Origin of the sequence: Pseudoxanthomonas sp. 22568 (assembly GCF_052044485.1) — a bacterium.
Classification (GTDB): Bacteria; Pseudomonadota; Gammaproteobacteria; order Xanthomonadales; family Xanthomonadaceae; genus Pseudoxanthomonas_A; species Pseudoxanthomonas_A beigongshangi.
In genome coordinates this window covers 126,299-144,425 of sequence record NZ_JBQENC010000009.1, presented here as the reverse complement: position 1 = coordinate 144,425, position 18,127 = coordinate 126,299, and the positions used below count along the sequence as shown (strand labels likewise).

The following is an 18,127-nucleotide window of genomic DNA, read 5'->3' as shown; positions in this document are numbered from 1 at the left end:
TGCGTATCCCCCACCCAAGTGGACGATTCGGTGCACGGGCCTATCGCAGGTTCAACCGAACTGTTCGGCCAGCGCTCGTCCGCGTGCATGCGCGGCGTCTACGGCCTCATCGATCAGCTTCGCCCAACCGCCATTCTCCAGGGTCTGGATGGCTGCCTCGGTGGTTCCGCCGGGGGAGGTGACTCTTGCGCGCAGCTGCGCCGGGGATTCTCCCGAGACCTGCAGCATGCGCGCGGCGCCAAGCAGGGTTTGCACCACGAGATGGTGTGCGATCTCGGGCGGCAGATCGCGCGCGCAGGCGGCGCCCTCCATGGCTTCGGCCAACCGGTACAGATAGGCCGGGCCACTGCCGGAGATCGCGGTGACCATATCCATCTGTGTCTCGTGCTCGATCCAGACGGTGGTGCCGGTGCTGCTGAAGACCGCCTCGGCGATCGTCCGCGACGTGACGTCCAGCGCGGGATCCGCATACAGCGCGGTGATTCCCGCGCCGATGGCCGCAGGCTGATTCGGCATGCTGCGCACGAGGGTGTCGATCCCCAGCCATTGCCTCAGCTGCGCATGGGTGATGCCGGCCATGACCGAGATGACCAATGGCCGCGTCCGCGCCGCCTGTCCGGCCAGCGCCTCGCAAACCGCGCGCGCCACCTGTGGTTTCACTGCCAGCACCCACAAGTCGGCGGTGGCGACCGCGTCGATACCCTGCTCGAACACGCGGACCTGCAACTGCGTGGACAAGGCATCGCGGGTGGCCGCCACGGGATCGGCCACCGCGATCCGTGCCGGATCCCGGCACTGGCTCAGCAATCCCTCCACCAGGCAGCGCGCCATGTGCCCGCCCCCGATGAAGGCGACCTCCATACCGAAACTCATGGGGACCGCTCCGTTCCCAGTTGCCGATCCAGCCAGTCCAGAACACGTTGCTGGACATCGCGACCGTGGGCGGTTTCGAAGAACCAATGCGGTCCTCGCGGATAGGTGACCATGGTCACCGGCGTGCCGTTGAAGACGAGTGCGCGATGCAACATCTCGCCCTGCGACAGCGGCACGCGCTTGTCCTCTTCGCCATGCAGGATAAGCACCGGCACTTTCACCCGATCGGCGTAACGAATCGGCGAGTGCGCGTCATAGCGCGTGCGCTGCGTTACCGGATCACCGAAATAGCCTGGCAGGTAGTCGGGTGTGTCGGTGGTGAGCGCCATCGCGCCGATGTCGATGACGCCCGCGCCGACGATCGCGGTGCGGAAGCGATCACTCTGCGTGACCGCCCAGGCCGCCATGTAGCCCCCGTAGCTCCAGCCGCCGATGGCCAGTCGCCGAGGATCGACCACACCTTCCTTTTCCAGCATGTCCAGGCCATCGAGGATGTCCTGGAAATCCCCGCCGCCCCAGTCGCCACGCGCCATTTCGGCGAAGGCATGGCCGCCGCCTTCCGAGCCGCGTGGATTGGGCAGGAACACCGCATAGCCGTGGGTCGCCAGCAGCTGCGCCCAGTCATGCCAGGAGCCCAGCCAGCCCGACCACCAGGCCCATGCCGGGCCACCATGGCCCTGCACCAGCGTGGGCAATGGCGTGCCGGGTTTCCAGCCGGGCGGCGTGACCAGCAGGCCGGTGATGCCCAAACCATCGCGCGAGGACGTCCAGGCCAGTTCCCGCACCTGGCCGTGCGCCCATCCAGCGACCTGCGGATGCGTGTCGGTGCGTGCGGCGAGCGTGCCGCCATCCAGGGTCCATACCTCGGCGGGCTGGTCGTCGCGAATGCCCAGATAGGCGCTTCGACCGGTGCTCGTCGTGGTGAATGAAGCAAACGGAATCCGGGGCCGTGCGACTTCGCGCCACTGACCGGTCGCCGCGTCCAGGCGCAGGAACGCGCCCCGCACACCGCGCTGGCCCAGCCCCAGCAGGGTGCGATCATCCTGCCAGCGCGCCAGCCACAACGTGCCGTTCCAGCCGGGCGCCAGCACCGTCTTCCGATCACTCCCGAGGTCGTGCACGGTGACGTCGGCGACCATGCCGTACTCGCCCAGGTGGCCATAGAGCAGTCGCGTTCCGTCGGGCGACCATTGCAGGGGATGCGCCGACGCGCGCGCTTCCAGTTCCTTGGCCAGCTCGCCGGTATCGGCGTCAATCAGCACCACGCGCGAGCGATACCAATAGTCATTGAGCGTGGTGCCACGGGATACCCGCATGGCAAGGCGTCGCCCATCCGGGGACCAGGCCAGGTCGTGAACCTGGAGATCCGGCGCGGTCAGTGCCCGGGCTTCCCCGTTGCCCAGGTCACGCAGCCATACGCGTGAGAACTGTGTGGGGTGATCCGCCAGCACCGCGTCATCCTTGGCCTCGCGCGCGGCGACGGTGGCGGCACTGGGTGCGTCCGCAGCCAGATAGGCGATGCGGCTTCCGTCGCGCGCGACTTCGAACGCACTGACATCACCGGGCGAATGCGTCAGGACGGTTGGATTTTCGCCGTTCGCGTCGACCCGCCACACCTGTGCGTCGGCCACGTCCTTGGAGTCATCCGCCGCGGATGAAGGTCGATTGGAGATGAAGTACAGGTAGCGGCCGTCCGCGCTCCATCGTGGATGTTCCTCGTTGGCGTCTTCGGGAGCGACGACTTCCTGGGCGCCCCCTTTGCCCGTCGCCGGCACGCGCCAGATGCGACTGAGCGACCGCTTCCCGTGGCTCCGGGGTGTCCCCACGGTATAGGCGATCCAGCGGCCCTCGCGATCGATCTGCGGATCGCCGACGATCTTGAGCGCCATGATCATGTCCGGCGTGGGGATCACCGGTGACGCCTGTGCCAAGGCCAAGGTCGGTAGGGCCGCCATCATCAGGCCGATGACGAACAGACGATGAAGCATCGGCCTCATGCAGGGAGTCCTTGCGAGGAGAAAACAGGAGTGTGTCGGCGTATCCATTCTGCCCCACGGGCAATGGCGTCGCGCGCCTGATCGGAGACCGACATCGCCTCGATGAAGCTGTGTGGCGCGCCGGGATAGACGTGGGTGCTTACCTGCACGCCCGTCTGTTGCAGCCGCTGCGCCATCGCCGCGTTCTGTTCGGCCAGGACGTCGCGGTCGCCCCAGAGCAGCAGGGCGGGTGGCAAGTCATGCAGTTCCGCAAGAAGCGGCGCCGACAGCGGAGTGACCGTGCGTTCCGCCTCGGGCCCCAGATACGCGGCCCAGAACTCGTCCATCTCCGCGCCGCTGAGCATGTCCTCGGATGTCCCCAGGCTCTGTCGCGCAGCAGCGGATAGAACCGGCGTCCAGGCGCCATAGTTGAGGACCAACGCCGATATGCGCGCCAGCTGTCCGGCCTGGCGAAGGCGCAGCGCGGCCGCCACGGCAAGATTGGCGCCGGCGGAATCACCGCCCAACGCAATGTGCCGGGTATCGATACCCGCCTCCGCTCCGTTCTCTTTCAACCAGTCCAGCGCAATGACGGCCTGGTCGAGTGCAGCGGGGTAGGGATGCTCGGGGGCCAGGCTGTAGTCGATCGCCACCACCGCCCTGCGCGAAGCGTCGGCGTACTCCCGCAGAAGACGGTCATGCGTATCGAGTCCGAACATGCACCATCCGCCGCCGTGGAAGTACACCAATGCGGGGGAGGGCTGCGCCTCCATGGCCTGCGGATACAACACGCGCAGACCAAACTCACCGTGCGCAGAGGGCAGGCGATAGTCCCGGGTGGCAAGCATGCGCGGACCGCCCTCACGCCACGGCGTGCGCGCCTGGGCCGCGATGAGCCGGCGCTCGGGCCAGTCCAGCGCGCGGCCACCGCGCAGCCGCGCGCCTTCCCGGCAGACGTCTTCGATGAAACGGCGGATCTGCGGGTCCAGCGCCTCCAGGCTGCGGCTCATGCGCGCTCCTTCGCATCACCGGCGAAATCCCGCATCCAGCCGACCAGTGCGTGCTCGCCACCGGCTTCCAGACCCGTCAGCAATTGAGCGAAGTCATGTCGCGCTTCGTCCTGGCCAAGCTTGAAGGTGGCTCGCACCTCGCGCACCGAACCACGCAACGCCACAACGCCCGAGGCCAATCGCGCATAGCGCTCGCCCATCTCCTCCAGCGACCAGGCACGCGGACGATCGGACTCCATCTGCGCCGTCAGCGCCTCGAGTTCCGTCCGGATGTCATCCTCGTCCGAACTCACCGTGACCTCCAGGTCGAAAGCCACGGCGGCATAGTTCCAACTGGGCGCCTGGGTGCGGTCATCCAGCCAGCTGGGAGACACATAGGCCTGCGGCCCCATCACCAGCGCTTGCGCGCGGCCGTCGCGTTGCAGGCGAGCGACATGCGGATTGCGCCTGGCCAGATGGCCGCGCAGCGCCAACAGCGTGCCGTTGGGGTCGCACTCCGCGCGCAACGGAAGCGGAGTGAACGCGGCATCCTCGCCACCGCATGACACAAGCCAGGCGAGCGGATGGGCGGCCAACAGGCGCAGCACGTCGTCCTGCGTTCGCGCCGCGTAGCGGCTGTCACGGGCATGTCCCATCAGCGGATCTCCTTCACTGCTGCGGCGGCGGAAACATCAGGCCAGCGGCCACGCCAGGGCGCCGCCTGTTCGAGTTCGGCCGCCAGTTGCAGCAGCAAAGGCTCCTGCCCGCGATCGGCGGCGAACTGCACGCCTATTGGCAGTCGATCGCTTTGCCCCAACGGCAGCGATATCGCCGGTGTGCCCGCCAGATTCTGCATCGGGGTATAGCTCATCCAATGGAACATCGCGGGAAGCAGTTCCTCGAAGTCGCGATCCGGCGTCAAGTCGCCCAGCGGGGGAGGCGGGCTGCGCAGCGTCGGCGTCAGCAATACGTCGATATGTTGATGAAGTGCGGCGAACGCGGTGGGCAGCGCGGCCACGACCGCATACGCCTGTTCCAGCTCCGCCACCCCGCAACGCGTGCGATGGTAATGGGCGAGTCCGTGCGTCCACGGCTCCAGCGACCGGGCGGCGAAGTCGTCGCCGCCTTGCGCGGCCGCCATCTCCACGGCATCCAGGCCAAGCCTGGACCACAGCGTGTACAGCGCCTGCCATACCTCCGAACCGGGCAGCGGATATTGCGTGGTCTCGACCTCGTGGCCGAGCGACGAACAGAGCGCGACCACGTCCTCCAGCACGCGGGAAACCGCAGGATCGGGCGCCAACCCGGGCAAGGAAGCGTCAATCACGCCGATGCGCAAACGCCTGGGCGGGCGAGTCAGCGCCTGCACGCTGAAGTCGGCATCCGGGTAGGCGGCCGCGAACGCCCAGGCCGTATCGCGCACACTGCGCGACATCAGGCTGTCGGCCACGATCAGATCCTCGATGGCATGGCGACCGCGCACCGCCACCGTGGCGCCGCGCCCGGGCTTCAGGCCGACCACGCCACAGGCAGACGCTGGAATACGGATCGATCCGGCCCCGTCGCTGCCATGGGCCAATGGCACGATGCCGGCGGCGAGCGCGGCGCCCGCGCCACCGCTGGAACCGCCAGGCGAATGATCCAGGCTCCAGGGATTGCGCGTGACCGGGCCGAGCAGGGGCTCGGTGGATCCCATCAGACCGAACTCGGGCATGGCGCTCTTGCCAATCGCCACTAGTCCGGCCGCATCAAACCGCTGGACGAAGGGCGGCGCGTCGGTCGCCGGAACACTGCTGCGCGAACGCGAGCCGCCACGCGTGGGCATGCCCGGATAGCGCACCGAATCCTTCGGCAGCCACGGCACGCCGGCCATCGGCGCGTCGGGGGAAACGCGCGAGGCGCGATCCAGCGCGCCCTCGAAGTCGGCATGGCTGAGCGCGCCCAGCGTGGGATCGAGATGGCGTGCGCGCACGATGCCGGCGGCGGTCAGCTCGCGTGGCGAGAGTTCACCGCGACGCACCAGGGCGGACTGATCGTGCGCATCCAGGCAGCCCAGCTGCAGCGCCTGGGCCAGGGGAAAAGCTTGAAAGGTCATGCGTTGGAATCCTGGACTTGCCGGCGTGCCCGGCGCTGGCCATAACCGAGATAGAGCGAGGCGCCTGCCAATACGTAAACCACCAGGATGCTGGCGGGCAGCACATCGCCGCGCCGCACCTGCGCCACCATGTCGCCCAGGACCGGGGCCATCATCGCCAGGCACATCACGATGCCCAGCACGGGGACCACGCCAATCCACGTGCGGCCTATCCACACACCGCCCAGCGGCACACGAAAACCGCCGCGCAGGTCCGGACGCCGGGAACGCAGCCACATCACCGCGATGCACACCACGATGAAGGCCGAGGCGATGCCCAGGCAGATCAGATCGCCAAGAATGCTGATGGGCAGCAGCGCCGCCAGCAGCGCGCTGGCCGCGCCAAAGGCCACGCTGGCCAGCCAGGGCGTACCCAGCTTTGGATGCACGCGGGTGAAGAAGGCCGGCAGCAGGCCATCGCGGGCGATGCTCAGGCTGATACGCGAGGCGCCATAGGCATTGGCCAGCAGCACCGAGCCCAGTCCGGTCAGCGCCCCGATCTTGATCAGCACCGCGAAGCCGGGCCAACCGATGCGATCCACCGCCAGCGCCACCGGATCCGGCACACCGAGTTCGCGGAAAGGCACCAGGCCGGTCAGCACCGCGCCTGCGGCGATATAGAGAACGGTGCAGACCACCAGCGAACCGAGGATGCCCACCGGAACATCCCGACGCGGCTGGCGCGCTTCGGCGGCCGCCATCGAAACGGTCTCGAACCCGAGGTAGGCGAAGAACAGCATCGCTGCCGCGCGCAGTACACCGGGCCAGCCATAGGCAAAGCCGCCTTCGTTCGGCGGCAGGAACGGCCGCCAGTTGGCCGCGTCGATGAACTGCGAGCCCACCGCCACGAACGCCAGCAACACCGCGATCTTGATCAGCACCAGCACCAGGTTCGCCCAGGCCGAGCGCCCCACGCCGGCAATCTGCACGGCCGCCGCGGCCAGCACGGCCAACATCGCGACCAGATTGATGCCGCCGCTGAACGCCAGTTCGGTATGCCCGCCCTGCTGGCTGGCGGTGACGCTGGAAGTGGCCAACGCCAGCGGTACCGCGACATGCCAGTCACCCAGCAGGCTGGTGAGATAGCCGGCAAACCCCGCCGCCACCGCCGCGGCCGCCAGCAGATACTCCAGGATCACCATCCACGCCAACGCCCACGCCGCACCCTCGCCCAGGGTCACCTGGCAATACGAATACGCCGATCCCGACACCGGGATGACCGAGGACAGCTCCGCGTAGCACAGGCCGGTGAACCCGCAGGCCAACGCCGCCAGCACGAAGGCCAGCACCACGGCGGGACCGGCGAAGCTGGCCGCCGCCGTGCCGGTGACGACATAGATGCCGGCGCCAAGAATGTTGGCCACGCCCAGCACCAGCAGGCTGCCGGCGCCCAGCCGCCGATGCAGGCCGGCACGCTCGCCATCGGCCACCACCGCCTCCAGCGACTTGCGGCGGGTGGCCAACTGCCAGCGTCCCATCGAACGCGCTTTCACTAAGCCGCTCCCTTCCATCGCGTCAGTAGCGCCAATGCACGGTCACGCCGTAGGTGCGCGGCCGCACCACGCCCTGGCCGATGCCATTGGTCTCGGGCACGGTGCGGGTAATGCCGCGCTTGTCGGTGAGATTGCTGCCGAACAGGGTCACCTCGGTGTTGCCGAAGGTCATCCGATAACGCAGGTCGAACAGGTTGTAGTTGCCCTGGCGATTCGGAGTGACGCCCGGCACCGCGGAGTTGAGGTCGCTGATGCCGCCGCCGACATACTGGTGCGACAGCGAAATCGTCGGCGAGAAGCGCGTGTCGAAGTGGTAGCTCAGCAGATTGCTCACCGTCCAGTCGGCCGAACCCGGCAATTGCGAGCCGGCCGGCGCGGTGCCGTAGTAGAGGATGAACAGATCCTCGTCCAGCCGCGCGCGCTGCCAGGTCGCCGAGCCCTGCCATTCGAAGGCATCCGTCGGACGCCAGGTGGCGGCCATCTCGATGCCGCGGCTGTAGGCCTTGCCGCCATTGCTCGCGTAGTTGAACAGGTCCGGCGTCTGCAGGCGCAGCTGGATGTCCTTCCAGTCCACGTAGAACAGCGTCGCGTCCAGCAGAAGACGGCCATCGGCCCATGTGGTGCGCGTACCGAGTTCGTAGTTGATCAGGCTGTCGCTCTTGGAACCCGACGGCACCGGATACGCGCTGAGACCGGCGGTGTTCGGCTCACCAAAGCGAAAGCCCTCCGAGACCAGGCCATAGACCATCACATCGGCGCTGGGTTGCCACGTCAGCGCCACCTTCGGATTGAAACCGTCCTCCTCGGTCTGCTGCCGGGAAATGATCGGATTGCCGGGATAGGTCGAGAAGCCGACCTGGGTGCTGGTCGTGCGCACCTTGTTGCGGAACAGGCGGCCGCCGGCGGTGAGCTTCCATTGCTCGTTGAAATGGAAGCTGGCCTCGCCAAAAAGCGCGGCCTCCGAGCCGGCGAGATCGGTGAAGTAACTGTTGAATATCTGCCCGTCCGGCGCGATGACCGCGCCGCTGCCCGGCCCGAACAGCGGCGACCGGTCGAACGCCCCCGCCGCGCCTTCGGCGCCGATGCGTTCGTACAGATCCTTGTCCGAGTCGAAGTACATGCCGCCGATCAGCCAGTCCACCCGGCCGCCCGGCTTGGACGCCAATCGCAGTTCGATGCTCTTGCCCCGGCTTTCGCCGCCGGACACGATGTACAGCGGCGTGCTCAGGTCCAGGCCCAGGTCGGCGTTGTAGGCCGCGCGGATGGGCGTGTAGTCGAACCGCCAGTCCTGCTGCTTCTTCTGGTGCGCCAGCAGCGCCGTCAGATCCGCAAAGCCGAGATCCTGATCCAGCCGCAGGCTGTGCACGGCAATCTTGGTATTGGTGAATTCCGGCAGCGCGGTGTTGCGCTCCAGATCGCCAAGCCCGACGATCTGGTAGCTGTTGTCGTCGCTGTCGCTGTTCTGCAGCAGGCTCAGCCAGGTCAGGGTGGTCGCTTCGCTCGGAGTGAGCACCACCGACAGGCGGCCTCCCTCCAGCGTGCTGTCATTGGCGCCTTTCCGGCCCGTGCCGATGTTGTCCAGAAAGCCCGGCGCATCGCGGTACTGCGCCACCGCGCGCACCGCCAGCAGGTCCTCCTTGAGCGGCACGTTCACCATCGCCTTGGCGGCAAAGCCCACGTCGGCGTTCTTGGTCTGGCTGACGGTGAGCTCGGCGGAGGCATCAAACCCGCTGGCATCGGCCACGTTGGCCACGTAGTTGACCGCGCCGCCCATCGACGCCGATCCGAACAGCGTGCCCTGCGGCCCGCGCAGCACCTCGACGCGATTGAGGTCGAAGGCATCCACATCGGGAATGGCGATGGTCCAACCCGGCTCGGTCAGCGGCACCTCGTTGAGGAAGTAGCCCGTGGTCGGCTGGCCCTGCACATTGCCCGAGCTGGTGGCGATGCCGCGCATCACCACATGGGACACGCCGGGCTGGTAACTGTTGAACACCACGCCGGGGGTGCGCTGGATGTAGTCGGCCAACGACTGCGCGCCCAGGTCCTGCAACTGCTGGTCGGTGACCGCCGAGACCGAACCGGCAATCTCGCGGACGGACTCGTTCAACTTGCCGGCGGTGACCACCACGGTTTCCAGGTTGGTGGCGGCGTCCGGGTCCGTCTGTGGCGCCGCGTCCTGTCCCCAGGCAGGCGTACTGGCCATCAGGCCGAAACAGCAACCGAAGCGGATGGCGCGGGTGAGCTTGCGAAGACGCGGATGCGATGACATGACACGGTTCCCCGGGATGGCGATGGAAAGGGCCGCCGGCGGCTTTCGCGCCTCGGCCAACATGGCTGACCCGAGTGAAAGTGAAAAAGGCCACCGCTGTCCAGCAGAATCAACGGGTGCCGGAACGGAAGTAACCGGTTGATTCAAATGGTATTGCTGGTCGGTAGGCCGAAGATGTGGTTGGTCTCCCGCAAAAAATATGCAGAATCTGCGGCGAGGACCGCCAAATGGTGAACAACCTGCGGCACCCCCCAACCGCCGGACACCCATGACCGCCAAAACGCCGGACCGCATCGACCTGAAGATCCTGGATGTGCTGCAGCAGGACGCGCGCATCACCAACCAGGCCCTGGCCGAGCGGGTCGCGCTCTCGCCCAGCGCCTGCCTGGCCCGCGTGCGCACGCTGGAGGCCAAGGGCCTCATCCGCGGCTACCGCGCCCACGTGGCCGTGGACCGCATCCGCTCGGCGACCGTCGTGCTGGCCCAGGTCTCATTCAAGCAGCACGCGCTGGAAGAATTCACCGAATTCGACCGCCGCATCCTGGCCATGCCCGAGGTGGTGGAGGCCTGCCGGATTTCAGGCGCGTACGACTACCTGCTGCGGGTCATCGTCAACGACGTGCACCACTGGAAAGACATCGCCCGCCTGCTGCTCGGCGGCGACTACGGCGTGGAGAAGATCGTCTCCTACTTCCTGATGGACGAGGTCAAGCCGTTCAGTGGGTATCCGCTGGTGGAGGCTTCGTCTACGCGGCGCGGGGGGCGGGGGTGATTTGGGAGTTCAGTGCAAAGGCCCCCGGGTACTTCGAAGGCCTACCTTGAGGCCTTCTTTGCTTGTTTTCGCTTTCAGCTGTTCTGATCTGTCTTTTTGCTGGGCGATTGAGGGCTAGAATTGGCGTTCAGGAAGCCGCCTCCTCGGGGAGAACGCGGAACAGACACAAAGGGGAAGAATCAATGCTTGGGCTGGCTCTGCGAGAAGAATTTCGAGGCAATCGTCTCAAGGGTACGGCCATCGAGCTGTCCAATGACCAGAACACGGGCGCGACCCAAATCGCCGCCCGGCTGTTCCTGGAGATCACCTATCCTACCCATGACCTGCTGAAGGGCATCGAGGCGATCGGCCCCAGCCAAGGGCGACCGGTAGTCGTCATCGGCGAGCGCGGCCAAGGCAAGTCGCACCTGATGGCGGCGCTGTACCACGCCGTTACCGATCCGGCATCCACCGGCGCTTGGCTCAAATCCTGGGCCGGCATCTTGAACGAGCCTGGCATCGCCAAGATCGCCCTGCGCGACGGCATGCATGTCATCGGCGAGAGCCTGCACCGCCATCGCTACAAGTTCCTGTGGGATGTGCTGTTCGAGAACCACCCACATGGCACCTATGTCAAGGGCAAATGGGAAGGCCAAGGCGCTTCCAAGACCGACGTGCCGTCCGACAGGCTCATTATCGAGTTGTTGGAGAACAAGCCGACGATGCTGCTGCTGGATGAGTTCCAGACCTGGTTCGACGGTTTGACCAATACCAAGCAGTACCCGTGGAAGACCTGGGCGTTCAATTTCATCCAGATTCTTTCGGAGATCGCCAAGGAGCGACCGGACCTGTTGGTGCTAGTGATCTCGGTGCGTAACGGCGGCAGCGACGCTTACCAGCAGGTGCATCGTGTCAATCCGGTAGCCATCGACTTCAAGGCGGGCGGCAGCGCCGAGCGCATCCAACGGGATCGTCGCCGGATGCTGCTGCACCGGTTATTCGACAACCGGATGCAGATCGCCGACGGCACCATCGAATCCCTGGTGGCGCAACACGTGGCCGAATACTTCCGCCTGCTGGAAGTGCCGCCTGCCGAGCAGGATCGCAAGCGCCAGGAGTTTATCGAATCCTGGCCTTATGCGCCGCACCTGCTGCGCCTGCTTGAAGAACAGGTGCTGGTTGCCACCGACGCGCAGGAAACGCGCGATATGATTCGCATCCTTGCCAATCTCTACAAGAGCCGTGGTGGCGTGGTTCCGGTGCTGACTGCCTCAGATTTCCGCCTGGACGATGACACTTCGGGCATCGGGGCGCTGCTGGATTCGGTGTCCAACGAACATCACCGCAACCTGCGCGCTAAAGCGCAGCAGAACATCATCTCGGTGAAAGAAGCGGTCCCCGACTATGCAAGCCGAACGCCCAACCTGCAAGAGATCATGGGCGCACTATGGTTGCGCTCGATTGCCGTCGGCAATTTGGCGGGCGGTGAGCCAGCCACCTTGCAAGTCGACATCACCCGCGACAAGCCGGTGGATGACAACGCTTTCCAGGTCGAACTGCACACCATCGTCGAGAATAGCTTCAATATCCACCAGGAAGGCAACAAGCTGCTTTTCCGCGAGGATGAGAACCCCCGCGCGAAGCTGATGGCTTGCGCTCGCAATGACAAGCTGTTCGTCGATGGCTCCGACCAGGCGCAATTGGCCAAGCAGGTGCGCTATGTTATCGGCGGCAGCGATGATGTCGCTCGTGCATTCCGTGTCATTGCCCTGCCGAAATCGTGGCAGACCGATCCGTGGTCGTCGCTCGACGAGGCCGAGCGCCCGGAACGCTGGGACGAGCGCCTGCCGATCCTCGTGCTGCCGGAAGAACCGGAGAAACTCGAAGCCACGCTGGGACGCTGGCTCAAGGATCAATTGCAGAAGCGCCGCAACACCGTGCGCTTCCTGTTGCCGCGCGGGGGTAGCCCCAACGCCTTTCTGGATCGGGATTTGCTGATCCTGGCCCGAGCCGAGATGAAGGCCCAGGAGTGGAGCGCGCAGAACCAGGAATACCGCCGGTTGCATCGGGAGTTTGAGGCGGCGCTGAGGGAGAACCTCAAGAAGCGCTTTGACCGCTTTGCCGTCTTGCAGCGATGGAATTTCGCCGATCCGGCGCAATGCAAATTCAGCATCGAACGCTTGAGCGAGCAAGGCGCGAAAATCCCCGAAGCCATCGAAGAGTCGCTGGCCAACGATCTGTTTGTACCGGAGGACTTCGAGGCGCTGGTGCTGGAATTCGCGGCCAACAGCGAATCCGTGGGTAAGCTGCTCAATGAGCTGAAAGAGCCGCGTCCGGCAGGCCAGGAGTGCATCCCGTGGCTAGGCGAAACCGTGATGAAGGAGCGCATCCTGCGCCTGTGCGCCAAGGGTTGGATCGCAATCAACCTGCGTGGCATGGAGTACCTGCAAACCATGCCGGGCGAGGATGAAGAAAGTGCCTGGCGACGTCTGCGCCCCAAGCTCACAGCAACCGGGCGACATCTCGATGAAGTGTTCGTGATGCAGCCTTCGGCCGTGCCCGCCACCGGCGGAACCGCGCCAGCCGTGCCTGCGCTAATTGATAGCGGCGCAATACCTGCCACGCCGGGGACGGGCGATCCTGTCCCCGGCAATAATCCCGCGCCGACCCCGGCTCTCAGCAGCATCTTCGGAGGCGATGGTACGCCAACCAAGCAGCGTACCGTCCTGTCGAATCCTGCCACCTCGGCGCTGAATCTGATCGGGAAGCTGGAAGGCTGGGGCATTGGCCCGGCTACGCAGGTCGCTGAAGTGTCGATCAAGGTTTCCGTGGCCACCGGTGCGCAGCTCAAGGAATTGCTGAAGAAGCTGCCCGATGGCATGACCTTTGAGCTGAACCTTGAGAAGGAAGAGGACTGATGGCCCTGTCGCCCGCTATATTGCACACGCTGACTACGGGTACGGCTTCCGATGCCTGGGCCGCCATCATCAATCAAGTCATCGAGATTTTCCGCAAACCTTTGGCTGAAGGCAATGCACCGAGCGAAGTCGTTCGGCGTGACCGCGAGATCGGGAATCTCGATCTGTTCCTGGCATCAAGCGGTTGGGATTTGTGGCAGGTCTTCGGCAGCAACGTGGAGCGTACCTCGGATCGCTTGCTGCGTTGGTGGGACGAGCCATACAGCGCCAAGGCGGTGCTGATCCTTGATGCGCTGTCCCTACGCGAGCTGCCGTGGTTGCTGCAAGGCGCGACAGAACGTGGCTTCAACGTGCACGAGGTTTGCGCGCATGCGTCCGAGTTGCCGGGCGAAACCGACGAATTCGCGCGTGCGCTGGGCTTTGCCGGCCGCAGCAAGCTCCAGAGCAACGGCGCTGGCCTGGCACACCGGTTGCAACCGGTACAGACTGAAACAGTCGATCTTCCGTGGAAGGACTGTGAGGCCGAAATTAACCGGGCATCGGGGGCGAAAAACTGGGTATTCTGGCATCACTGGCCCGATTCAATGCTGCATGAGTTCGGCGCGGGTCAAGGCTTGGAGCTGTTGACCAAGGATGCCGCGCAGCGGCTTTCCAGTGACGAATTCTGGGCTTTCGTCGAGCGCCTGGCCACGGGACGTCGCTTGGTCATTACTTCCGATCACGGTTATGCGGCCACCGGCTATTTCCCGGATGCCGATGGGGATGCTGCGACTTGGCTCAAGCAGGCTTTCTCCAGCGGGCGCGGCATGAAGGGCGTGCATGGGGCCGGCCCCTTCGTGCCACCGGTCGCCTTGCACGTCGATGGCCCGCACGGGCCGTACTTGCTGGCGCTGGGTCGGCGCAAATGGCGCAGCCAAGGCGGCTACCCCTCGCTCACGCACGGCGGCTTGTCGCTGCTGGAAGTGTTGTCGCCTTTCGTCGAGCTGACCAAGTAAGGATTATGGTTGATGGCAACCAAGAAAGAACTACTCCAACAGCAAGTTGCCAAGGCCGTCGGCGCAGGTAAGGCCGTCGCGCTGGAGACGGTGGATTTCAATGACCCTAACCGCCCCAAGACCTGCCTGGAGGTGGATTTCCCCATCCTGCCGGTCAATCAGGTGGCGATTATCGAGGGCAACGCGGGCAAGCCGATCTATCAGATGTCGAAATGGTGGGCGCGACGTCGTTCCAGCGTGTTCCGCTCGATGTTGATCGCGGCGGCCACCAAAGCGCCGGAAGATTCCTCGCACGCGGCCAAGCTGGTGTGGGACAACTACTACGCCAATCACCAGAAGAAAGGCGCGTTCAAGCACCTGAAGGTGGCGGACATCTTCATGGGCGGCGGCACCACGCTGGTGGAAGGCTCGCGCCTCGGCATGCAGATGATCGGCAACGACCTCAACCCGGTCGCGTGGTTCGTGGTCAAGCAGGAGCTGGCCAACGTCGATCTGGACGAGGTAAAGAAGCTGCTTGCCGACATTGAAGCCGAGGTCAAGCCGCAGATCATGCCGTACTACTACTGCGACGGCCCGCAGGGTGAGAAAGGCAAATGGACGTATCTGCCCACGGGCAAGGTGATGCCACCCGACTTCGACCCGCTCACCATTCTGCGTGATGAGCGCAAGGCCTACCAGTACGAAGGCCCGGAGATCATCTACACCTTCTGGGCCAAGCACGGCCCCTGTCAGGTGACGGGCTGCGGCCACCGCACGCCGATCATGACCAGCCCCGTGATGGCAGTGAAAACTCTCACCGTCAAGCATTGGGAACACACCTGCGGCAAGTGCGGTGAGGCGTTCGATGTGGAGGAAGAAGCCGCCCGCATGGCCCCCGATGCGCCGTTCTACGTTTCCCCCGCTGAAGCGCCGTACTCCGTGCTCGACCGCAAGAAGGGAGTGATCTGCTCGCATTGCGGCCACGCCGCGCTGGTGAACCTTGGCAAGGGCAAGAACAAGAAGGTGGAACTGAGCCTGCTGGTGCATCCGCAATGGCTGGCGGGCGAAGCGAAGCAGGACGCTACGGGTGCGCCCTACGGCGGTTCGGCGCAGGACAACGTGGCGGCGACCACGCGATGGGACGCCGCACGCGCCGCGAAGATTCGTTTGCTGGAAGTGCGCGGCGCGTTGCCGGATGAAGTGACTGACCCGGAAACGGGTGTCACCTTTGCGCCCGAGAAAGGCACGGTTCCGAAGAAGTCGCACTACGCCTGCTCGGCCTGCGGCACGGTGCAGGATGTGCTCACCACCATCAAGGCCACGGGAAAGACCGGGCCGATGGCCGCTTACGCCGTGCAGGGCTATGCGCCCAAGCGAGATGAAGCAGGCAAGCCCTACAGCGGTCGCTTCTTCGCCGCATACGACGCGGCGCACGCCCGGCAGTACGATGCCGCGTTCGCGGAATGGGAGAGGCGCAAGGACGCTGACCTGAAGGACTACTGGCCGCGCTCCGAACTGGCCTACGGCTTCATGACCCACCATCTGCAAGGTGGCGTGCCGAACCACGGTTTCACGCACTGGTGGACGATGTTCAATCCGCGTCAGTTGCTCGTTCACGCACAGCTGTTGAAGGCCATTGTCGAGGTTGGCAGCTACGACTGGAAGACGCGCGAGTATGTGCTTGGTGCATTCCAGAATTTCTTGCGCAATCAAAACTCGCTCGCTTTTTGGCACATGAAGCTCGACAAGCTGGCTCCTGCCATGTCGAACAGTAATTTCCACCCGAAGAACAATGTTGTGGAGGTAGGCGTGTTCCCGCCAATGGGCTATGGCCCATGGTCATCTACCTATGAAGTTCTGTTCAAGGGTGGGGAATGGGCGCAGACACCGTGGGAAGCCGTGAGCGCCGAATACCTCAATAGGCACGCACCAAGCATTGCTGGGGAGGTATCAGGAAAGAGCGAAAAGGTTTACCCCGGTGATCCGTTGCAGGGTGCCGACATCTATTGTGGTTCATCCACCGACCTTACGAATGTTCCCGCGTTCAGCCTTGATCTGGTCATCACCGATCCGCCCTTCGGAGGCTTGTTGCACTACTCGGAGCTATCCGACTTCTTCTACGTCTGGCTGCGCCTCGCGCTGAAGGACAAGTATCCGGATTACTTCCGCGCCGATTACACGCCCAAGTCGCTGGAAGCGGTTGCCAACCGCGCGCGCGAATCGGAAGACCCGGATGGGTTCTACCAGCGCCTGCTCACGCAGTGCTGGCGCGAAGCGCACCGCGTGCTCAAGCCCAGCGGCATTCTGGCTTTTACCTTTCACCACAGCGAAGACGAGCCGTGGGTGGCGGTGCTGGAGTCGCTTTTCAACGCGGGCTATTACCTTGAAGCGACGTACCCCATCCGCTCCGACGAAACCAAGGGCGAAGGCGAGTTCGGTTCCAAGACCATCGAGTACGACATCATCCACGTCTGCCGCAAGCGCACCGTAGAGCCCAAGCCGGTGAGCTGGGGCCGTATGCGCCGCGAGGTGATGGCCGATGTGCGCCAGTTGCAGACCATGTTGGAAAACCACATGAAGGAAGGACTGCCTGCAGCCGACATTCAGGTCATCCGGCGCGGCAAGGCGCTGGAATACTTCTCGCGTCACTACGGCAAGGTGTATGTGGACGAAGGCCGTACCATCTCCGTGCGTGAAGCGTTGATCGGCATCAACCAGCTCATTGACGAAGATGCCGACAAGGGCAAGGAACCACCACCGGTCAACGCCGAGCCGATGACGCGGCAGTTCCTGCGCACCTTCGGCACGGCCAGCGAGCTGAAGCGCGACCAGCTGCAGAAGTTCCTCAAAGGCTCGATCACTACGCCGGATGACTTCGTCCAGCGCGGCTGGTGCAAGGAAAAGAACAAGGTCTTCACCCGCACTGATCCGCTGGAGTTCGCCCGCGAATGGCAGGGCAAGCACAAGCGCCGGCTGACTTCGGATTTCGACCAGGCTCTGGTGCTGATCGGTGCCTGTTACGACAACAGCGGCATCAGCGCCGCCGACACGTTGAAGAACGAAAATTTCAAGCCGCACGTGGCGTTGAAACCTTTGCTGGAATGGCTACACAAGCACGGCCCGGATCAGTCGTTCCACAACGCGGCCTCGCGCGCGACGACGATCTATAAGACCTGGGTCGCCAGCCAAGGGCCGCAGCCCGCACAGGCCAGCTTGTTCGATGACGATGGGGAGTACGGGCAATGAGGCAGATGCTGGACACCGCATGGCACAGGCGTGGCACCACTTGGCTGTGGGATGAGGAAGCGCGCAACCACGTTTGCTCCGCAAACGAGGTATGGAGTCTGCGCCAGTTCCTGCGTGCCAAGGGGCAATGGCCGGATGATTTGCCTAGCAATGGCGGTCATACCTTGATCGTTGCCGGTCTGGACGGTGCGCTGGACCTGTTGGCACCAGCGGACGCCGAGGTCTGGTTGGGCGATGTCATCAAGCCGGCGGTGTTGTCGTTTCAGGATGTGTATCAGGGTGAGGCGGCGTTGGCGTTCTGGCTGCCCGGTGGTCGCAACCGGCTCAGGGTGCAGCCGACCACCGATGCGGTGAGCTGGTTGTGCGCGCCGCCGCACGGACAGAGCCAGATTGATTTCGGTCGCATCCTCTGGGGGCAGGCCAACGAGTATCCGCGCGAAATATTGCTGCGCGAAGGTGGCCAGCCGGCCGGTCTATTCCACCTGCGGATCACGTGAGGCG

Annotated in this window: 12 protein-coding genes; 5 read left to right on the top strand and 7 right to left on the bottom strand. The window is 64.7% G+C overall.

What is annotated here, in order from left to right; all coding sequences use genetic code 11:
* Window positions 1-51 precede the first annotated feature (51 nt).
* From proC to ACTJI2_RS13020, 7 genes are read right to left on the bottom strand one after another with little or no spacing between them, the layout of a single operon-like run.
* The gene (proC, locus tag ACTJI2_RS13050) at window positions 52-873 is read right to left on the bottom strand and encodes a pyrroline-5-carboxylate reductase (RefSeq protein WP_440842372.1); all 822 of its coding nucleotides are present in this window, start codon (window positions 871-873) and stop codon (window positions 52-54) included.
* On the bottom strand, window positions 870-2,870 hold the full coding sequence (locus ACTJI2_RS13045; protein WP_440842370.1) for a S9 family peptidase: 2,001 nt from the start codon (window positions 2,868-2,870) through the stop codon (window positions 870-872). The genes proC and ACTJI2_RS13045 overlap by 4 nt, the downstream gene beginning before the upstream one ends.
* Window positions 2,867-3,859, bottom strand: a complete 993-nt coding sequence (locus ACTJI2_RS13040) for an alpha/beta hydrolase (RefSeq protein WP_440842369.1) — start codon at window positions 3,857-3,859, stop codon at window positions 2,867-2,869. The genes ACTJI2_RS13045 and ACTJI2_RS13040 overlap by 4 nt, the downstream gene beginning before the upstream one ends.
* Window positions 3,856-4,494 carry an FMN-binding negative transcriptional regulator gene (locus tag ACTJI2_RS13035; RefSeq protein ID WP_183639532.1) on the bottom strand — a complete coding sequence of 213 codons (639 nt, stop codon included), beginning with the start codon at window positions 4,492-4,494 and terminating at the stop codon, window positions 3,856-3,858. Before ACTJI2_RS13035 ends, ACTJI2_RS13040 begins: the two co-directional genes overlap by 4 nt.
* Window positions 4,494-5,933, bottom strand: coding sequence for an amidase family protein (locus tag ACTJI2_RS13030; protein ID WP_440842368.1), 1,440 nt, complete (start codon window positions 5,931-5,933; stop codon window positions 4,494-4,496). The genes ACTJI2_RS13035 and ACTJI2_RS13030 overlap by 1 nt, the downstream gene beginning before the upstream one ends.
* Entirely contained in the window at window positions 5,930-7,465 is a 1,536-nt protein-coding gene (locus ACTJI2_RS13025; RefSeq protein WP_440842366.1) for an amino acid permease, read from the bottom strand. Before ACTJI2_RS13025 ends, ACTJI2_RS13030 begins: the two co-directional genes overlap by 4 nt.
* 22 nt (window positions 7,466-7,487) lie before the next feature.
* Window positions 7,488-9,737, bottom strand: a complete 2,250-nt coding sequence (locus ACTJI2_RS13020) for a TonB-dependent receptor (RefSeq protein WP_440842364.1) — start codon at window positions 9,735-9,737, stop codon at window positions 7,488-7,490.
* Between the two features lie 268 nt (window positions 9,738-10,005).
* On the opposite strand from ACTJI2_RS13020, the gene ACTJI2_RS13015 reads away from it, so the two are divergent.
* The 5 genes from ACTJI2_RS13015 to ACTJI2_RS12995 all read left to right on the top strand — a co-directional run bounded on the left by ACTJI2_RS13015 (window position 10,006) and on the right by ACTJI2_RS12995 (window position 18,123).
* Entirely contained in the window at window positions 10,006-10,509 is a 504-nt protein-coding gene (locus ACTJI2_RS13015) for an Lrp/AsnC family transcriptional regulator (protein ID WP_203322814.1), read from the top strand.
* 182 nt (window positions 10,510-10,691) lie between these two features.
* A complete protein-coding gene (locus ACTJI2_RS13010) occupies window positions 10,692-13,406 on the top strand; it encodes a DUF499 domain-containing protein (protein ID WP_440842363.1) in 2,715 nt (904 codons plus the stop codon).
* Window positions 13,406-14,401, top strand: coding sequence for a hypothetical protein (locus ACTJI2_RS13005; protein ID WP_440842362.1), 996 nt, complete (start codon window positions 13,406-13,408; stop codon window positions 14,399-14,401). Before ACTJI2_RS13010 ends, ACTJI2_RS13005 begins: the two co-directional genes overlap by 1 nt.
* A 12-nt stretch (window positions 14,402-14,413) precedes the next feature.
* The gene (locus ACTJI2_RS13000) at window positions 14,414-17,626 is read left to right on the top strand and encodes a DUF1156 domain-containing protein (protein ID WP_440842361.1); all 3,213 of its coding nucleotides are present in this window, start codon (window positions 14,414-14,416) and stop codon (window positions 17,624-17,626) included.
* Entirely contained in the window at window positions 17,623-18,123 is a 501-nt protein-coding gene (locus tag ACTJI2_RS12995) for a hypothetical protein (RefSeq protein WP_440842360.1), read from the top strand. The genes ACTJI2_RS13000 and ACTJI2_RS12995 overlap by 4 nt, the downstream gene beginning before the upstream one ends.
* The last annotated feature ends 4 nt before the right edge of the window (window positions 18,124-18,127 follow it).